The organism is Leptospira sp. GIMC2001, assembly GCF_028462125.1.
Lineage (GTDB): Bacteria > Spirochaetota > Leptospiria > Leptospirales > Leptospiraceae.
The window spans coordinates 2022754-2039950 of record NZ_CP115468.1; the positions used below are offsets into that span (position 1 = coordinate 2022754).

11 protein-coding genes, 1 tRNA gene and 3 pseudogenes are annotated in these 17197 nt (G+C 37.2%); 5 read left to right on the forward strand and 10 right to left on the reverse strand.

The genetic code is table 11. From position 1 onward, the window contains the following. Positions 1-13: 13 nt before the first annotated feature. The 3 genes from def to O4O04_RS10915 form a co-directional block, all read right to left on the reverse strand. Positions 14-553: a peptide deformylase gene (def, locus tag O4O04_RS10905; protein WP_272531706.1), complete on the reverse strand. Its 540-nt coding sequence runs from the start codon at positions 551-553 to the stop codon at positions 14-16. A gap of 10 nt (positions 554-563) precedes the next feature. Then, positions 564-1277 carry a hypothetical protein gene (locus tag O4O04_RS10910; RefSeq protein ID WP_272531708.1) on the reverse strand — a complete coding sequence of 238 codons (714 nt, stop codon included), beginning with the start codon at positions 1275-1277 and terminating at the stop codon, positions 564-566. A gap of 66 nt (positions 1278-1343) precedes the next feature. Continuing rightward, a tRNA-Ala gene (locus O4O04_RS10915) sits at positions 1344-1416 on the reverse strand. A 71-nt stretch (positions 1417-1487) separates the two neighbouring features. Here O4O04_RS10915 and O4O04_RS10920 point away from each other — a divergent pair. The 5 genes from O4O04_RS10920 (at position 1488) to O4O04_RS10940 (ending at position 9369) form a co-directional block, all read left to right on the forward strand. Further along, positions 1488-1802 carry a hypothetical protein gene (locus tag O4O04_RS10920; RefSeq protein WP_272531709.1) on the forward strand — a complete coding sequence of 105 codons (315 nt, stop codon included), beginning with the start codon at positions 1488-1490 and terminating at the stop codon, positions 1800-1802. A gap of 6 nt (positions 1803-1808) precedes the next feature. Continuing rightward, positions 1809-4544 (forward strand): SpoIIE family protein phosphatase, encoded by a 2736-nt coding sequence (locus O4O04_RS10925; RefSeq protein WP_272531711.1) that lies wholly within the window; start codon positions 1809-1811, stop codon positions 4542-4544. 9 nt (positions 4545-4553) lie between these two features. Next, complete coding sequence (locus tag O4O04_RS10930; RefSeq protein WP_272531713.1) at positions 4554-4883, forward strand: anti-sigma factor antagonist; 330 nt, start codon at positions 4554-4556, stop codon at positions 4881-4883. A 73-nt stretch (positions 4884-4956) separates the two neighbouring features. After that, positions 4957-6612 carry an acyl-CoA carboxylase subunit beta gene (locus O4O04_RS10935; protein ID WP_272531715.1) on the forward strand — a complete coding sequence of 552 codons (1656 nt, stop codon included), beginning with the start codon at positions 4957-4959 and terminating at the stop codon, positions 6610-6612. A 3-nt stretch (positions 6613-6615) separates the two neighbouring features. Continuing rightward, on the forward strand, positions 6616-9369 hold the full coding sequence (locus O4O04_RS10940; protein ID WP_272531716.1) for an ATP-binding protein: 2754 nt from the start codon (positions 6616-6618) through the stop codon (positions 9367-9369). Between the two features lie 182 nt (positions 9370-9551). On the opposite strand, the pseudogene O4O04_RS10945 reads toward O4O04_RS10940, so the two are convergent. The 7 genes and pseudogenes from O4O04_RS10945 to O4O04_RS10975 all read right to left on the reverse strand — a co-directional run bounded on the left by O4O04_RS10945 (position 9552) and on the right by O4O04_RS10975 (position 17196). Continuing rightward, a pseudogene (locus O4O04_RS10945) lies at positions 9552-10617 on the reverse strand (protein-glutamate methylesterase/protein-glutamine glutaminase). A 14-nt stretch (positions 10618-10631) separates the two neighbouring features. Then, positions 10632-11240, reverse strand: coding sequence for a chemotaxis protein CheD (locus tag O4O04_RS10950; protein ID WP_272531718.1), 609 nt, complete (start codon positions 11238-11240; stop codon positions 10632-10634). Between the two features lie 134 nt (positions 11241-11374). Then, a complete protein-coding gene (locus O4O04_RS10955; protein WP_272531720.1) occupies positions 11375-11878 on the reverse strand; it encodes a chemotaxis protein CheW in 504 nt (167 codons plus the stop codon). A gap of 153 nt (positions 11879-12031) precedes the next feature. Beyond that, a pseudogene (locus tag O4O04_RS10960) lies at positions 12032-13390 on the reverse strand (methyl-accepting chemotaxis protein); the annotation flags it as partial. Positions 13391-13414: 24 nt separating this feature from the next. Then, a pseudogene (locus O4O04_RS20435) lies at positions 13415-14674 on the reverse strand (GAF domain-containing protein); the annotation flags it as partial. Positions 14675-14713: 39 nt separating this feature from the next. Then, on the reverse strand, positions 14714-16834 hold the full coding sequence (locus O4O04_RS10970) for a chemotaxis protein CheA (RefSeq protein WP_272531722.1): 2121 nt from the start codon (positions 16832-16834) through the stop codon (positions 14714-14716). Continuing rightward, complete coding sequence (locus O4O04_RS10975) at positions 16834-17196, reverse strand: STAS domain-containing protein (protein WP_272531723.1); 363 nt, start codon at positions 17194-17196, stop codon at positions 16834-16836. The genes O4O04_RS10970 and O4O04_RS10975 overlap by 1 nt, the downstream gene beginning before the upstream one ends. Between the last annotated feature and the right edge of the window lies 1 nt (position 17197).

Consider the following 17197-nt stretch of genomic DNA (forward strand, 5'->3'; position numbering starts at 1 on the left):
TTTAAAAAACTTCTTAATCTAATTCTTTGCCAAGTGTATCGATTTCTTCATTGTAGCCAAATAACTTGGGACTCTTCAGACGATCTACATACAAAACACCAAATAAATGATCACATTCATGTTGGAGAACAATAGCTTTGTATCCAGAAATTTCTTCTGAATATTCATTGAACTTCTCATCTCTCCAGGTCATTCTAATTCGGTTAGGTCTTTCGACATAACCTCGCATTCCAGGAACAGACAAGCATCCTTCCCAGAATCCATCTGTATCATCGGTTAGGTGTTCGATAACAGGGTTGAGAATAATTTGTTGCGGAACTTCAGGAGCATTTTTATAACGAGTCGGTTCTGGTTCATTTCCGATTACAACAATTTTCTTAAGTATCCCAACTTGTGGTGCAGCAAGTCCTACACCGTCGGCATACTTCATTGTTTCAAACATATCACGGATCAATTTTTTGAACTCTTTTGTATTTACTTCATCTTCAGTGACATCAGCGCTGGTTTGTCGGAGAAGCGGGTTCCCAATTCTTAGTATTTTCTTTATTGGCATAGTTACTTACCTAAACCTTAATTAGGCCGGACCAAATTTTGTCCTTTTTTACTTTGTATTCTTCGCACACGGTCTTTAGGAGCAATTTTTTTCCAGCCATAGATTTTTTGATTCCATCCCAAGTCGTATTAGCCAAGCTATTGATTTCTAAATTTGTAAAGTTCTTTTGGAGTAATAAGGATGATTTAGCAAAACGTTCTGAATTGGGCTGGGATCGAAATACGGTAAATGGAAAAGGGTAGATTGGCTTCTGCTTTTCTTGAATCGTTGCGAGATGGTGGGCGATGGGTTGGATTTCCAACCATTCGAAAAAGTGGAATCCTTGTCTTTTCCAGAAACTTTGGCTGATTTCGATAAAATTGCCGACTCGACCGGACGAATCCAATTCTGGATTAAAAAGAAAACAACGTTTGAAAAGGTTGAGATTGCTAAGAAATACTTGATTCCAAAATGAGAAACTGAAGCCCGATGCAACCATAACCTTTTCCATGGGTGTTTCAAAAAGCAGAGGCCAAAGTTCATTTCTTCCCGCTTCTTTGAATTTTTCTAGAACAATAGGGCGAGTCCAATGTTGCCATTCTGGTAAGTAAATATATTTTACTGAGAACAATTCTTCTAGAGGCTTGCCAAGTTCTCGAAGAGTTTGTTTGCTATCTAGTAGATCTTGGAAGATGAAGACTTCATTTCCTTCCGGAAGACCTCTACGTTCATAAGAGAATATCATAAGTAGTCCAAATAAAAAAGAATTTGACGAAAAAGACAGGTTTTAGAAAGATTTGGGGAAGGTTTGTGGAGACGAGGGGAATCGAACCCCTGACCTTTTGAATGCCATTCAAACGCTCTCCCAACTGAGCTACGCCCCCGCATCATGACACCAAGATTTCCAAGTTGGGGGGGCTGTCAAGATTAGTTTACAAATAACAAGGATACGCAAATGTCTCAGGATAATATTGAGGAATTAAACAAAAAAATTAGAATTCAAAATGATATAATCAAAGGCTATGAAAAAGTCTTGAGATTGAATGAAGAAGAGTTAGCGAATTCCGATGAGATCATTCGTATGTATGAACAAATAGTAGATTATTCGCGAGTAGAATTGAAGAATGCTCAAGAAACTATGCAAGCAAACCAAATTGTTTCTACTCTTTCACGAGATGAGCTAATGGGAGCTTTGGATAAAATCAAAGCACTCGAAGAAGCTAACAAGAAATTGAGAGAGGAATCTTTAAAGTTCGGTAGAACCTCTTAAAAAATTTTGGATTCAAATATTCGCAATTCGCTGATTATAACTTCCGAAACTGGTAAACTATATGTTCGCCAAGATCAGAAGTTAGCTGAAATTCTACAATTTATTCTTCACCAAGCAAAGAGGTTGGTTAGCGCCGTTGGTGGAGCCTTCTACTTGGTTGATGAGACAGGTAAGCTGCAAAGATATGGTAGCCCGAAGCACCTAACAATATCAGACTCGATTGCAAGACATGCATTTAAGCAAAGAAAAAATCTCTTACTTAAGAAAAATGCAAAATTCAAATCTTCGGGGGAAGTCCTCCCCGAATCTTACATGGCTTGCTTTCTTGGCCAAGACACAGGTTTTTTTGACTTGGGTGTCTTCATACTGGAAGAAATCAATCATTTTGAAAATTTCTCAAAGCAAGATTTCGAACTTATCTCATATTATTGCTCCAATCTAAGTTTACTTCTTCGTGATTCTGGATTATCTGATGATAGAGAAGACGTTCTCACATCACTACTAACATCTGTTTTACTTTTAGTCGATAACTCCAATATCCATCAAAAAAACAACCGCCTAGAATACCAACTCGAAGAAATCATTCGTGTATCAGGACTGATCAACTCATCCTTAGAACTGGGTAAATTATTGGAATCCATCATGCAAAGTGCCAAAGCTGTTTTTCGAACAGAAGGAAGTTCACTTATGCTTGTGGATCCAACCAAAGAATTCCTCTATTTCCAAGTAGTCACCGGTGACAAAAAAGATCAGATACAGAAAATCAGAGTTCCTATGGGTCAAGGAATCGCTGGAACAGTTGCTATAACGAAACAACCGATGATCATCAATGATGCAATTCGAGATCCTAGAGTTTTTCGAGAAGTAGATGAAGCATCCAATTTTGTGACTCGGAATATTTTGGCTGCACCGCTTGTTGTAGAAGATGAAGTTATAGGAATTATTGAAGCGATCAATACGATTGATCGAAACCATTTCACTCAGGCTGACTTAGAATTGTTTCTGAGCTTTGCTACATCTTGCGCATTGGCAATTCAAAAAACTCGATTGCTTGAGAATCTTGAATCAACCAATATCAATCTTCAAGAAAAAGTGAGAACTCTTGGATCCCTTTTTGAATTGGGGCAAGCTGTAATGGAATCCCATACAGAATCTGATCTTCTCAGGCATGCAAATAGTATCATTTCCACAGAAATGGAATCTTCCATTGTAGCTACTTTGCTAGTCGATCGCAAGAAACTTACAATTGATGTAACCGCTCTAGTTGAAGGACGCGAAGAAGAAATGAAAGAAGATTTCATACGAGATTCAATCGTTGTAGAATCCATCATATACAATAGAACAGTAGTTAGCATTGAAGGGTTGAAAGACGGGGTTGTCGATCCACTGGATTTGGAATTTGTAAAGGGGTCTCATATTCTTTTGCCTCTTTCAACTTCAGGTGAGAAACCATTTGGAGTAATTTGCATTTCTGGTAAAAAGACAAATGGTCCCTTTGACGAAACGCATCTTCGTTTACTCAAAACAATTAGCTCACAGATCATCAAAGGTTATGAGAATCTAAAACTCAACCAAGAAATGATCGCGAAAAAAGCGATCGAAAAAGAAATCGAAATCACAAGAAATATCCAACAAAACATTCTTCCGACTGTCGGATCATCCAATTCCAATTTTGACTTAGGTGTTAAGTCGGTCGCCGCTAAGGAAGTGAGTGGAGACTTCTTTGATATACATAAATATGATGATGGTCAATTCTCCTATCTAGTAGCGGATGTTTCTGGGAAGAGCCTACCAGCTGCTATTTTTATGGCTATCTCTTCTTCTATCATTCGAACTCTCGCACGGAATCATTTGCTAAGTCCTGATGAGATTCTTACACAAGCGAACACTTTGATCTATGAAGATTCCCAATCGGGAATGTTTGTAACATTATTTTATATTCATTATGATCCAGTAACAATGGAGATTCAATACGCCTCTGCCGGACACAATGACCAGATATGGATCAAGAATGATAATACCTATGAACTCCTCAAAGGAAAAGGTGCTCCACTCGGCGTTGTTCCTTTGGGAAATTACAAAGGTGGAAGAATTAAGGTTGCACCTGGTGAATTATTTGTAATATATACTGATGGAGCCATTGAAGAGAAGAATGGCGAAGATGAAGAATTTGGTTTAGAAAGATTTATTCAGGAAATCATTTCAAGAAAGCATCTAAAAGCACAAGAAATCATAGAAGATTTATACAATTTAATTGTTGAATATGCAGAAGGTGCGGAGCAGTTTGATGATTTTACGGTTATGATCTTGAAATTTGATGATGATTATCAATTCCAGAGGATTTTTCCCGCAAACACTCAGCAGGTTCCGAAAATTCGTGAATTTGTAGGAGATTCATTGCGAGGTCGAAAAATCGATGAAATGATCATAGATGATATTTTGCTCTCCATTGATGAAGCTGCAACGAACATTATTTTGCATGGATACAAAGGTAGTGATAGAAAGAATCAGACAGTAGAATGCTCATTATTTCTCAGTGAGAATTTATGTAGGCTTCGTTTGGTTGACTATGGCAATGAATTTCTGAGACAAGAAGTCAAACCTCCTTCGGTTGAGGCAAACCTTCGTGGAGAAAGAAAGGGTGGATTCGGAGTCTACCTGATGGAGAAACTCATGGATAAAGTTTCTTATAAAAGGGATGCAGATTCCAATGTTTTAGTCTTAGAGAAAAATTTGAATTAAGGTATTGAGATGGAATTTCAGAAAGAAATTATAAAAGATAATAAAGTTTTAAAAATAATTGGAAATATGGACGTTCACAATATTCATAAAGCAGAGAAATTGCTTATGGAAGAGTTTCGCAAAAAAGACTGTAAACATTTGATCATTGATCTAACCAAAGTGGATTTCGTATCATCGGCTGGACTACGTGTCATAGTTGCAGCTCTTAAGATCACGAACGAATTAGAAATCACTCTCTCACTCTCAGGTCTCAATTCATCAGTGCAAAAAGTTTTTGAAATCGTTGATATGAACTCCATGTTTCGAATCAGAAAAACCTACGAAGACGCTTTAGTCTAAAAAATCTCTTTCCATTTTAGCCTTTTTAGAAAGTCTGGAAGTAGAATTCAATCCAAGACTTGCTGGTAATACAATGGAAAACCAAACTTATTCAATAGAAAATCCTTTTAATGGAGATTCCGAGAAAGTAGATTCTGTATCGAAAAGAGGTATCTACGAAGATGCTTTGGACATGGGAAATGATCTCGTTTCAAAGCCATTTGTTGGAGGCGGCGAGGATCGTATCCGAGTTCAGCATTCTAAACATAGAATGACAGTATGGGAACGAATCAAAGTTCTCACAAACGAAGAGCCAAATATACTATACCAAAACTGGGGTCCCAATTTAGACGGTGCCTCAATTATCACTGGAATCATTCGAGTGAATGGCCGTGACGTTGCCATCTATGGTCATGACTTTACCCTTCGTGCAGGCTCGATGGATGCAACCAACGGTAATAAATTAGCCAGACATATTCTTATGGCAGGCGAGCATGGAATTCCATTGATTGGAATGAATGACTCAGCGGGTGCCTATGTTCCAGCAGGCGTCGGTGGATTGGATGGTTACTCCGATGCATTTACAGCACTTCGCAAGATCAGCGGAAGAGTTCCGAGCATAATGCTTATGTTTGGTTTCAATGCTGGAGGTGGAGCGTATCTTCCAAGACAAGGTTCTTTCATGATTCAATGTGAGAATACTTTTTTTGGTCTAACTGGTCCAGGCGTAGTCAAGTCTGTACTCGGTGAAGATATTTCCGCAGATGATCTTGGCGGACCCAAAGTCCATGGACAGAGCGGGGTGGTTGACCTTGTTACAAATGATGAACTAGGTTCCCTAAGAACTGCTATACGATTACTTTCCTACCTTCCTGATAATAATGAAACCAATGCACCATTTTATCCAACAAGCGATCCAGTAGATCGTTTCACTTTCGAAGAGGATATTCTATTTCGCAAAACTTTTAACTCACCAACGGGTATGAATACACCTTTTGATATTACATTGTATCTCCAACAGATATGCGATCATGGTGAGTATTTTGAACTTCAACCGCAGAGAGCTAGAAATATGATTACTGCTTTCGGAAGAGTTGGCGGACATGTTGTAGGATTTCTTGCAAACAATTCTGCTGTTTCGTCGGGACAGATTGATATAGGTGCTGCACGAAAAGGAACAAGATTTGTTCGCTTCTGCAATCTTTACAATATCCCTATGATTTTTCTTGAAGATACAACAGGTTTCTTACCTGGAAAAGATCAAGAACACAATGGAATTGTATTGGAAGGAAGAAAATTGTTGGATTCCATCATTGACTTGCGCACTCCTCGTATGACTCTGATTATCCGAAACGCCTTTGGTGGAGCTTACGCATCTTTTAACTCCTATTTCACGGGAGCGAATCTTGTTTTTGCACTTCCTACGGCAAGGATTGCTGTTATGGGTCCTGCCGGTAAAGAATACGTTTACAAAGATGAGAATGGAGCAATTCTCAAAGAATACAAAGCAAATCTTTCTAAGGGAATGTCTGTGGATGAAGCGAATAAAATTCGTGACGAGAAATTTCTAGCCCTTTCGCAGAAATACGAAAAGGAATTGATGAATCCAAAAGAAGCTCTTTCTCTCGGATCGGTTTCGAGTATAATCATTCCAGGTAATACAAGAAAGACTCTTTCCAAAAACTTAAATTATCTAATGAACCATTACAAACCAAGTGCAATGGGTGGAATTCAAAGGGAGTTCGAATAAGACATGCTTGATCAGAAATTAAATAGAAAAAAAATCCACGAGGCAAGTTCTCCTTGGGTAGCATCCTTTACTTTAACAGGAATTAAATGTTTGATCGTTTGCCGAGGACCTGTTCGAAAGGAAGCGATTGAAGTTTTCAAAGAATCAGGAGTCGCTGAATACGGAATTCTGCTTTCTGAAAAGGATTCGATTGTATATCCTAAGGCGCTTGCGCCCGAGCTCCGGGATTTTGAATTCCCAGACAATGTTCATCGCGTTCCAGACTATATGGGTTCTGGTAAAGATGAGAAAATGGAGAGAATCAAACAGATCATTGATATTGCTGTATCCAATGGATACACTCATATATTTGCAGGCTACGGATTTATGGCGGAAGATTCAGAATTCATCGAAGCCATTGAACAATCGGGCGTCACTTTTATGGGTCCTTCATCCCATGTTGCTAAGGAAGCTGGCGCAAAAGACGAAGCGAAAAAACTTGCTCGTTCTCTAGGAGTTTCGGTTACTCCAGGTTTAGACAATGTTACTGCACTTGCTTTGGTTCGTAAGCTGAATGGATCCAAAGATGCTCTAAGTAAGCTCGCTAAAGAAAATTCGTTGGAATTTTCCTATGATGATAAGATTTCCATTGAAGAGAATGCAGAAAATCTTCTACAGAAAAGTTATACTAAATTGATCGAATTGGTTACAATTGCCGATTTGCAAAAAGAAGCAGAAATTGGAACAAAGGAAATTTGGAAAGATTTTCCAGGCAAAAGAATTCGCTTCAAATACATTGGTGGTGGCGGTGGAAAGGGACAGCGCGTTATTCAAACATTAGAAGAAGTTCCTTCAGCTGTTATGGAAATTTTGGCAGAGTCAAAAGTTGTAGCTCCTGGTTCCAATCGAAACTTCCTCATCGAATTGAATATTGAGAATACTCGCCACAACGAGATTCAATTGATAGGAAATGGAGAGTGGAGTTTATCTCTAGGTGGTCGTGATTGTTCCGTGCAGATGCATGAGCAGAAACTTTTGGAACTATCACTCACTCAAGAACAGCTCAAATCAGAAATCGAAGACTATTCCAAATCGAATCCAAAAAAAGCAGAGATTCTAAAACAAGATCTACAATGTCTATCAGAGATGGAATCACAAGCGGAAGTTTTTGGAAAAGCTGTGAGACTTGATTCTGTTTCTACATTTGAATCAATCGTTGAAGGAACCAATCATTTCTTTATGGAAATGAATACAAGGATTCAGGTTGAGCATCGAGTTACAGAGATGGCTTACCGATTGAAGTTTACCAATCCAAATGATGTTAATGATTATTTCTATTTGGATTCTCTTATTGAGGCAATGGCAATGCTTTCTGTTCACGGTAAGAAAGTTCCAAAACCCGAGAGAGTGATTCGAAATATATCTGGTGCAGAAGTGCGAATCAATGCAACGAATAGAAGTCTTCAACCTCACGCGGGTGGGATTATCAATAGTTGGTCGAGCGTTCATTCCGATGAGACTCGTGATGATCAAGGAATAGGAACAAGAAATCCTGATACAGGAGCATTTGTTCACTATCATCTCGCGGGCGCCTACGATTCGAATATTGCTCTTCTTATTACGCATGGTGTGAGTCGCAAAGACAATCTCGAAAGGTTAGCAAATATTATACGATGCACGGAACTTCGTGGAGTAAATCTAGAGACCAATCTTCAAGTTCATTATGGACTTGCATCTTGGATCCTTGGTAAAGATGCAATGTTCAAACCGTCCACACAATTTATGACATCTTATCTTGCTGGAGTAGGTGCTCTAGAGTCGATCATTCGTGATCTAGATTTGAATATTTTGTGGAATGAAATGACTTCGAAATTGGATGCTGCTGGTAAATCTATTCTCAAGAAAAAAGAAACTTTGATTTTGCGTCCTCTAGAAAGACTTCTCTCTAACCCTCATGTTCTCGCTGGATTCTTAGGACTCTATGATGGAAGATATTGGAAGATTGATTCTGGATCGATTCAATTTCTAGAGAACCCAATTTCTATCTTGGACAAATTGTACCATTATTTGCATCTAGAAGATAGAAATAATGCTCCATCTTCTGAGAAAATTTGGGATCATGATGAGAAATTTCTTTCGCAAGCAAGAAACTTTTACGCTGAATTAGATAATCGTAAATTAGCGAATTCATGGTTAGAATTAGATAAATTGCTAGGTGGCAGTTCAGCACCAAAGGGTATCGACTCTTCTTTATGGAATAAAATCACTGAGTCCCATAGAGGATTTCAATTGGGAATGTACATTCTAAAATTGATTCCAAATCTAAGCAATAAATCTGGATTCAACAAAATTGGTGTAGATGATCATCTAAACGAAGTAGTTCCCGAAGAATTCAAAACACCTAAGTCTCGTGATGCTTTTATTAAAGTTTTGTCTCCACCTCCGAAAGCAAGCAGTGATGAGATCATTGCACCTATGGGTGGAATGTTCTATGCAAGAGAAGCTCCTAATCTTCCACCACTGGTTTCCGACGGGGATCACTTCAAAGCAGGGCAACCTTTGTTTATCATTGAAGTGATGAAGATGTTCAATAAGATATCTGTTCCTTTCTCGGGCAAAATTGAGAAAAATCTTATGGCTGACGCTGATGGAAAGATTATTTCGAAGGGACAAACAATTTTCAAAATTGTTCCCGATGAACTGATCAAAGAAGAATCGATTGAAGAAATCACAGCTAGACGTAAGAAAATCAGTTTGGAACTTGTGAGTGACAATTAATTCCTTAATGATTACAAATTCTTTATAAACTTGGATTTTGGATAGTTTAGAGATACTTTAAACTCTGAACTATCCTTTTCTTATTCAAAATCTTTCGTTTATAAAATCGCAAATAATTAAATCTAAATAGAAATCGTTGATTTTGAAATTTATTATTTTTTTTATAGTCATCCAACTATGAATTAATTTATTTCACGGTAGATTTCGTCAAGTGATACAATTTTATCAACTGCTCCTTTACGAATCGCTTCTTTTGGCATTCCAAAAACCACACAAGACTCTTCATTTTGTGCTACCGTAAAAGCTCCTGCCTGTCTCATTTCCAGAAGGCCTGCTGCACCATCATCTCCCATTCCTGTCATGATGATTCCTTTGGCGTTCTTACCAGCCTCCCTAGCGACTGAGCGAAAAAGCACGTCTACTGAAGGTCTGTGTCGATTTACCAATGGGCCGTCACTAACAACTGTCATGTATTGAGCGCCCGATCTTTTGATTTGTAAATGTTTGTTACCTGGCGCAATCAATGCTTCACCAGGCAAAATTCTCTCCGAATCGATTGCCTCTCTCACATTCAGATCGCATATTTCATTGAGTCTTCTTGCGAAATTCTTGGTAAATACTTCTGGCATATGTTGAACAATTACTATTCCTGGAGTTTTAGTTGCATCCAACTTAGAAAGAACTTGTTCGAGAGCAATCGTTCCGCCAGTGGAAGTTCCAATGGCAATTATAGTTTCGGTCGCTCGTATAGAAGATAGACCTGATTTCTGAAAATCAGAATGTGCAATATTTGATAACTTTTTGGATTCGCGTCGATCGGTTTTTTTTCTATGATTTGCTAAGTTTGAAGAAGCGGCAGCCTTAATCGCATCAATGATTTGTATATAGCTTTCATCAAGAAAACCCTTTAGTCCAATTTTGGGTTTTGTTATGATTTCTAATGCGCCTTCTTCCAGAGCAATAAATGTAGTATCAGAATTTTCTTCGGCAAGAGTTGAACAGATTACAATTGGTGTAGGCCGCTCTGCCATGATTTTTTTTGAGAAAGCTGATTCCATCCATTCTAGGCATTTCGATATCCAGAACGATTACGTCGGGCCAATGGGAAGTCATTTTATCCATAGCGAATATCGGGTCTGGAGCCACACCTATTAAATTAATATCTGGATCTTTCTTGAGATATTCGCCTAATACTTGCCTTACGATTGCTGAATCATCTACTATAAATACGTTGATTTGTTTTTTCATAAACTCATGCTAAATTAGATTTCGATTTTCTTGTTTTCCATCCAAACTTCTCCATCCCAGATTGTTAGAAATACCTTCCTATGCTGATTGCCACCAAGATCTTGACCTACAATGGGAATCTTATTTTCTTCTAGTAGATTTCTAATGAAAACTATATTCTTCTTACCAATACTAAATTTATCTTCGTAGTTGGACAAGATCTCTTTTTCTTCATCAGAAACATAGATTTTATCAGTTTTCTTGGCAAAAGCAAACATGTCGGCTCCGCCAAAGATTTTTGCATGGTATTCAGAGATTTCTGTTCGAAAAGATTTTGCCGATTTTTTGAATTGTTCGAAAGATTCATCTGCGTATTTGCCTAGAGCTTCTGATTCTTGGGATAAAATTGCTGATTGGGATTTGGTCTGTGAATTAGAAACTGAAATAATTGTTGAATTAGATAAGATTTTTCTTGTTGGCAAAATAATATGAGCCATTCCACCAATTAAACGAGTTGGATGCCACAAGATTAAGGCTACGCAAGAACCAAGCAAAGTTCTAAATCTATACTCTCTTGTCCCAAAATAATAATCACCCGGATTTAAAAAAATATCACGAACGAGTAATGGTGAGTCTATTTCCATAATTTTAATTAAAAATATCTATAATATTGTAATATAATTACTTAGTTGAATAAGCGATTATACTACAAAGAAATTAATTCTTAAGACTATCGCATTCTCTTTTCTAGAGTCAAAAATTTGCATAGATAAAAAACTCATTGAAGAGCCTCAGAATTATTTTCTATGATTGTTTTATCATCCGTCCATTCATTCAATTCTGTAATATCTAAAACACGATCAATGTTTAGAATTATAACAAATTTCTCATCTAGTTTTCCAATTCCTTCCACAAATTCTACTCGAAGAGTAGATCCAAAACTCGGAGCGGGTTCAATTTCTGGAATATCAACAACTTCATTAACAATATCCACCAAAACGCCAACTTCTATTTTAGTTTCTTCCACATTGGATTCAAAAATAATAATACAGGTTTTCCGATTAATATTGGTTACTTTACCAAAAAATCTATAATTGACATCCACCACGGGCACTACATTGCCTCGAAGATTGATCACACCTGGAATGAATTTAGGCATCATAGGAACTCTTGTGATCTCTGTATGCTCAATTATCTCTTTGATCTTAAGTATGGGAAGACCAAAGGTTTCCTTATCTAGTAAGAAAATAAGATATTGATTGTCTTCCTTAGTCTTACTCACATTGGTCTCCTAAAATTTAGAGAAACCTTCTGAGGTATCAGAAGATTTAGTTTGGCTTGACTCATAACTTGCATTCTCACGTTCTCTTGATGAGTCTTTGGATTGAATCGTTTTTCTTGAGGTTCCAATCTGGCCTTTGGACTTAGCACCCTCTAATTGAAAAAATGATACTGTCGTCATAAGTTGTGATGCTTGAGATTTAAGTTCTTCTGCAATTGCTGCAAGTTCTTCTGAGGCAGAAGCAGACTGTTGTGATACTTGATCCAATTGAGTCATAGCTTTATTCACTTCCATTACTCCAGTAGATTGCTCAGAACTAGCCGCTGAAATTTCTTGTACGAGGTCAGCTGTTTTGTTGATAGCTGGAACGATTTCATTGATAAGTTTTCCAGCAGATTCTGCGATCTGAACAGATCCAGAGGCTAGGGAAGATATTTCATTTGCAGACTTTTGGCTTCTTTCTGCAAGTTTCCTTACTTCACTTGCAACAACCGCAAATCCTTTTCCATGCTCACCTGCACGTGCAGCTTCAATTGCTGCGTTTAATGCAAGTAAGTTGGTTTGATAAGCAATATCTTCAATTATAGAAATTTTATCAGCAATTTGTTTCATCGCTTCCACGGTATTGATCACTGCTTTGCCACCTTCTGCAGCTTCCTTCGCCGATTTCGTAGAAATGGACTCTGTCTGTTTTGCATTTTCAGCGTTCTGATCTATACTTGCAGTCATTTCTTCTAGGGAAGCACTTGTTTCTTCAACGCTTGCAGCTTGTTCACTTGCACCTTGTGATAGAGTCTGTGCCGTGGATGTAACTTCTTCTGCTGCATTCAGAAGAGTTGTAGTTTTGGTTTTTACATCACCAATGATTTCTTCTAATTTACCTACTGTATTGTTTACATATTCTTTGAGTTCACCAAAAGTTCCTTCATAATCATCTACAATTTTTGCGGACAAGTCACCTTGTGATATTTTGGCTAAAGCACTGAGAACATCACCAAGTCCTTTGGCAGAAATATCGAGAAGCTGATTTACACCTTTGCTTAATATGAGGAAAAAATCTTCTTTACCTTCCAGTTTTGCACGTCGTGTAAAATCACCACGACCCGCACCTTGGATGATCGAATCAATTTCATTCTGAACGGCTACTTGATTCGTAACATCCGCCCATTCCACAACAGATCCTAGTCTTTCACCACCTTCACTGATGATTGGATTGGCAATCAATGTAAAATGTCTTCCGCCGATTGTTATCGCAGAACGAAAAGTTGTCGAAAGCCCTTTAAGAATTCCTCTTTGATGATCTGGATTTTTATGGAATGAATCAATATTTGAACCGATGAGTTTATTTGATTCAAAAATTCTAATATCTTTACGAATATCTTCTTCGCCTTGTTTGAACATTTTCACAATTGATTTGTTCATGTAAATTACATTGAGGTCAGCGTCAGCCATCATGATATTAGTTGATACATTATCTAAGGCTGTTTTGATTCGAATCATTTCATTTCGATCTTTGATTTTTGTAATCGTATCTGATAGAATGGTAGATAAATATTTGAAAGCTTCGAGGCGACTTGGAGACAATGATTCTAGTCTCTCCATAGTAAAAAAATCCATAGTTCCATGAACTTCTCCACTAATGATAATAGGGAAGGCGATTCCCGATTTTACTCCAGCCTTTCTTGCGGATGGGGCTCTTGAGCAGTCTTGGAGTTCTGCTAAATCTTGAACAAAAACCAAATCTCTATTTTTCCAAGATCTACCATTGAGTCCAACGCCTTCCTTGAATCTGGAAGCTTCAGATGCTTGCTTGAACTCGTAACCTATATTGCCCGAATCTACTGCCAATCTGAGCTCTTTTTCTTTTGGATCTACAGTCCAAAATGAGCCGTACCCCCAACCAAATCCTTCACGTATTTTATCCAAGGCAATCTGCAAAGCTTGGTTCTGATCTGTCTGTGCTCCAAGTAAATCGATAAGTTCGGAAATTACTTTATTACTCGTTATCTTATCATTCAAAGATTCTAATACACTATTAAAGGAAGTTTTTACAATTCCTATCTCATCATGACTGGATATCTCAAGTCTTTGATCAAGCTGACCATTTGCGAGATTTTCTAGAGTTATTAAACTGGTTCCTATTGATTTCCGAATTCCGTTATAAATCCATAGCATTGATAAAAGAGTTGCAAGAATAATGAAAATTCCAAAACCAATTATAGATGATTCTATTAGCATAAGAAGATCGTCTTGTTCAACACTTGATTTAGAAATTTCTTGTTTAATTGCGGTGCGAAACGAGAATAGAGAATCTTTTAAGCTGTTAATTGAAGGAAGTAGATCATTTTGTATTCCTCTTTTTGCTTTGTCGAGTGAATCTACACTTCCTTCCGTTGCAAGAATTGCATTCAATGCATCTACTACTTTTTGTTTCGAAATCTTCAAACTCGAAACTGTTGCGATGTGCTGGTTTCCTTGGTTTGAAGTTAAACGACTGAGGTTCTCAAAACTTGTATCTGAATCCATAAGAATTGTTTTGGATAATTTTATACTTGAAAAGGAAGAAGCGGGATCTACAGATAATGCAGCATTCAATAGATAGCCTTCAGCTTTTGCATTGTTATCAATCAAACCATTTACAGTATTCAGCAATTCTTTTTCTGTGTTGACTTGATTATTTGCTGATTCCCCAGTTCTTATTATTGAATACTTTATATACGCAACCATTGTAATCATTATAACTGTCAAAAGTATAAAAACGATACCCAGTTTCATTTTAATTGTTAGAGCTTTCATGGTTGATCATCCATCCTTATTTCATTATCAAAAAACATATTACGCTAATTCCATTTCCTGAGCTTCTTTTAGGGAATTGTGAAGATTGGGAATATCCAAAATCAAAGCAATGCTTCCATCACCTAATGTTGTAGAGCCGCCAATTCCTCGAATTCCCTCAAATACTTTTGCAAGAGGTTTAATTACTGTTTGTATTTCACCATACAGCTTATCTACAACCAATCCAATTCGAATACCTTGAAATTCTGTAATTACAATATTTTCCCTCTGTCCGAGGATCTTTTCTTTGTGGAAAAATTCATCTAAGCGTACAAAAGGTAACACTTTGCCACGTAGATTGAAAAAATTGCCCGATTGATCGATTGTTCTATTCTCGTCTGCGAATTCGACACATTCACGAACCATATCTAAAGGAATCACATATAAATCCTGACCCATTCCTACAAGAAATCCGTCGATAATTGCAAGTGTGAGTGGGAGGCGGATTGTAAATTTTGTTCCAAGATTTGGTTTACTTTCCACATCCACGGAACCCCGCAGTGCTTCAATATTCTTTAATACAACATCCAATCCAACTCCACGTCCGGAAATATTGGTGATCGTATCGGCAGTAGAGAAGCCAGGATGAAAAAGCAATCTATGAATTTCGCTTTCATTTAATATTTTATCTTCAGCTACAATTCCCTTTTCAATTGCCTTAGCCAAAACTTTGGATTCGTTGATTCCTCGTCCATCGTCCCAGATTTCAATCACAATCGAACCGGTATCATGAAATGCATTGAGATGAAGATTTCCTGTTGGATTCTTGCCTGCTTTTTGCCTTTCTTCAGAAGTCTCTAAACCATGATCTATCGCATTGCGAACAATATGAACCAATGGATCAGAGATTCTCTCCACAACAGATTTATCCAATTCTGTTTCGCCACCGCTCACATTCAATTTCACTTTCTTACCAGTCGTCGATCCAAGATCTCTTACAATTCTATGGTATTTGTTAAAACTATCTCCAATTGGAACCATTCGCAATTTTAAAGAAATTTCTCTAAGCTCAGATACAAGCCTACCCACAGAATGCAATGATTCTGTTAGAGACGAATCTTCTTTGTTGGATAGTAGAATATTCAAATTTGCTTCAGCAACTACTAGTTCACCAACTTTGTTTATAAGGTAGTCCACGCGCTCTGAATCAACGCGAAGCGAACTACCTTGATTTGCAGAGTTATTTGTATTTTTGGTAGGTGTTGATTCAATTTTCGTAATACCAATCTGTGGCTGAATTCCAGTAATATCAGATTGATAGGTTTCTAGTAAAAATATCAATTCTTCACGATTGATCGTTCCACATTCAAATAGTAAATTAGAAATAAAAATTTCATCTTCAGGCAATTTACTGATATGATCTCTTAGATTTGCCATTGAAGATTTTGGTGGCAAGATTAAAATGAGTGAATCATATTCAAGAAATTCAAATGCTTTTCTGATCTCCTCTAGATTGGCATCTGATCTAAATCGGATTTCAAAACCAAGATAGCAATTTTCCGGATTCCAAATTTTCCATTCAGGAAGACTGCTCACTATCGTTTTTAAATATACAATTTCTCCGAGTTGTTTGAGGTATTTCAAAAAAGGAATTGGATCTAGTGCATTTTGGAAAATCTCAGGCTTAGGACGTAAGGATATATGGTAGGTATCTGTTTGTAAAACTGTAGAAATTTCTTCAGAATTTCCATTGCTTTCTGATATTTGTTTTATTTTGTTTTCAGCATTCCCAGTTGCAAGAAAAGGCATTAGGCCTTTCAAAATAACATCACCTTCATTTTTTTTAATATTGCTGAGAGGATTTCCATCAGCTTGCAATTTTATAATTTCTAAAAGGTAATCTTTAGTCTTAAGTAGAAGTTCAATGATCTGTTCATTGATTTTTGATTTTCCAGATCTGAGATCATCTAACAAATTCTCGACGACATGTGTGAAATCAACAATCGCATGGAATCCAAACATTCCAGCAGTTCCTTTGATGGTATGAATCGAGCGAAAAACTCCATTAATTGCATCAATATTTGTATGATCCGTTTCAAGAACTAATAAAAGATCTTCCATTTGGATCAGGAGTTCTTCTGATTCTTGTACGAAAGCGATTACAATCTCATCTAAATCCATCAATAGAATCCTTTCTTTCTACCGTACGAAAATTTGTAGTTTTCCTTCATTTCCTTGCTCATCTTAATTGAGTCACCGAAATATGCTGCAAGACCCAATAGATCAAAAGCTCCAATGATGGATTCAGTATGATTGATGATTCCCATCTCCAATCCATTGCTTGCTGACCAATTTTTACAAGATATTAGGAATTGGATCCCAGCTGTGTCAATGCGAGAAAGATTTTTTAAATCCCATACTAGTTTTTTTCCTGTAGAGAATTTCATTTCGTCAAAACTTCTTTTAGCTTCAGCTACATTATGAATTGTAAACTCAGAATCCAAAGTTACCAAATAATGATTCTGATCTTGACTAATATTCATA

Excerpts from the sequence above, each read along its gene's own strand:
- def (WP_272531706.1), bottom strand. The coding sequence starts at position 553 with ATGCCAATAAAGAAAATACTAAGAATTGGGAACCCGCTTCTCCGACAA.
- O4O04_RS10910 (WP_272531708.1), bottom strand. The coding sequence starts at position 1,277 with ATGATATTCTCTTATGAACGTAGAGGTCTTCCGGAAGGAAATGAAGTC.
- O4O04_RS10920 (WP_272531709.1), top strand. The coding sequence starts at position 1,488 with ATGTCTCAGGATAATATTGAGGAATTAAACAAAAAAATTAGAATTCAA.
- O4O04_RS10930 (WP_272531713.1), top strand. The coding sequence starts at position 4,554 with ATGGAATTTCAGAAAGAAATTATAAAAGATAATAAAGTTTTAAAAATA.
- O4O04_RS10935 (WP_272531715.1), top strand. The coding sequence starts at position 4,957 with ATGGAAAACCAAACTTATTCAATAGAAAATCCTTTTAATGGAGATTCC.
- O4O04_RS10940 (WP_272531716.1), top strand. The coding sequence starts at position 6,616 with ATGCTTGATCAGAAATTAAATAGAAAAAAAATCCACGAGGCAAGTTCT.
- O4O04_RS10950 (WP_272531718.1), bottom strand. The coding sequence starts at position 11,240 with ATGGAAATAGACTCACCATTACTCGTTCGTGATATTTTTTTAAATCCG.
- O4O04_RS10970 (WP_272531722.1), bottom strand. The coding sequence starts at position 16,834 with ATGGATTTAGATGAGATTGTAATCGCTTTCGTACAAGAATCAGAAGAA.
- O4O04_RS10975 (WP_272531723.1), bottom strand. The coding sequence starts at position 17,196 with ATGAATATTAGTCAAGATCAGAATCATTATTTGGTAACTTTGGATTCT.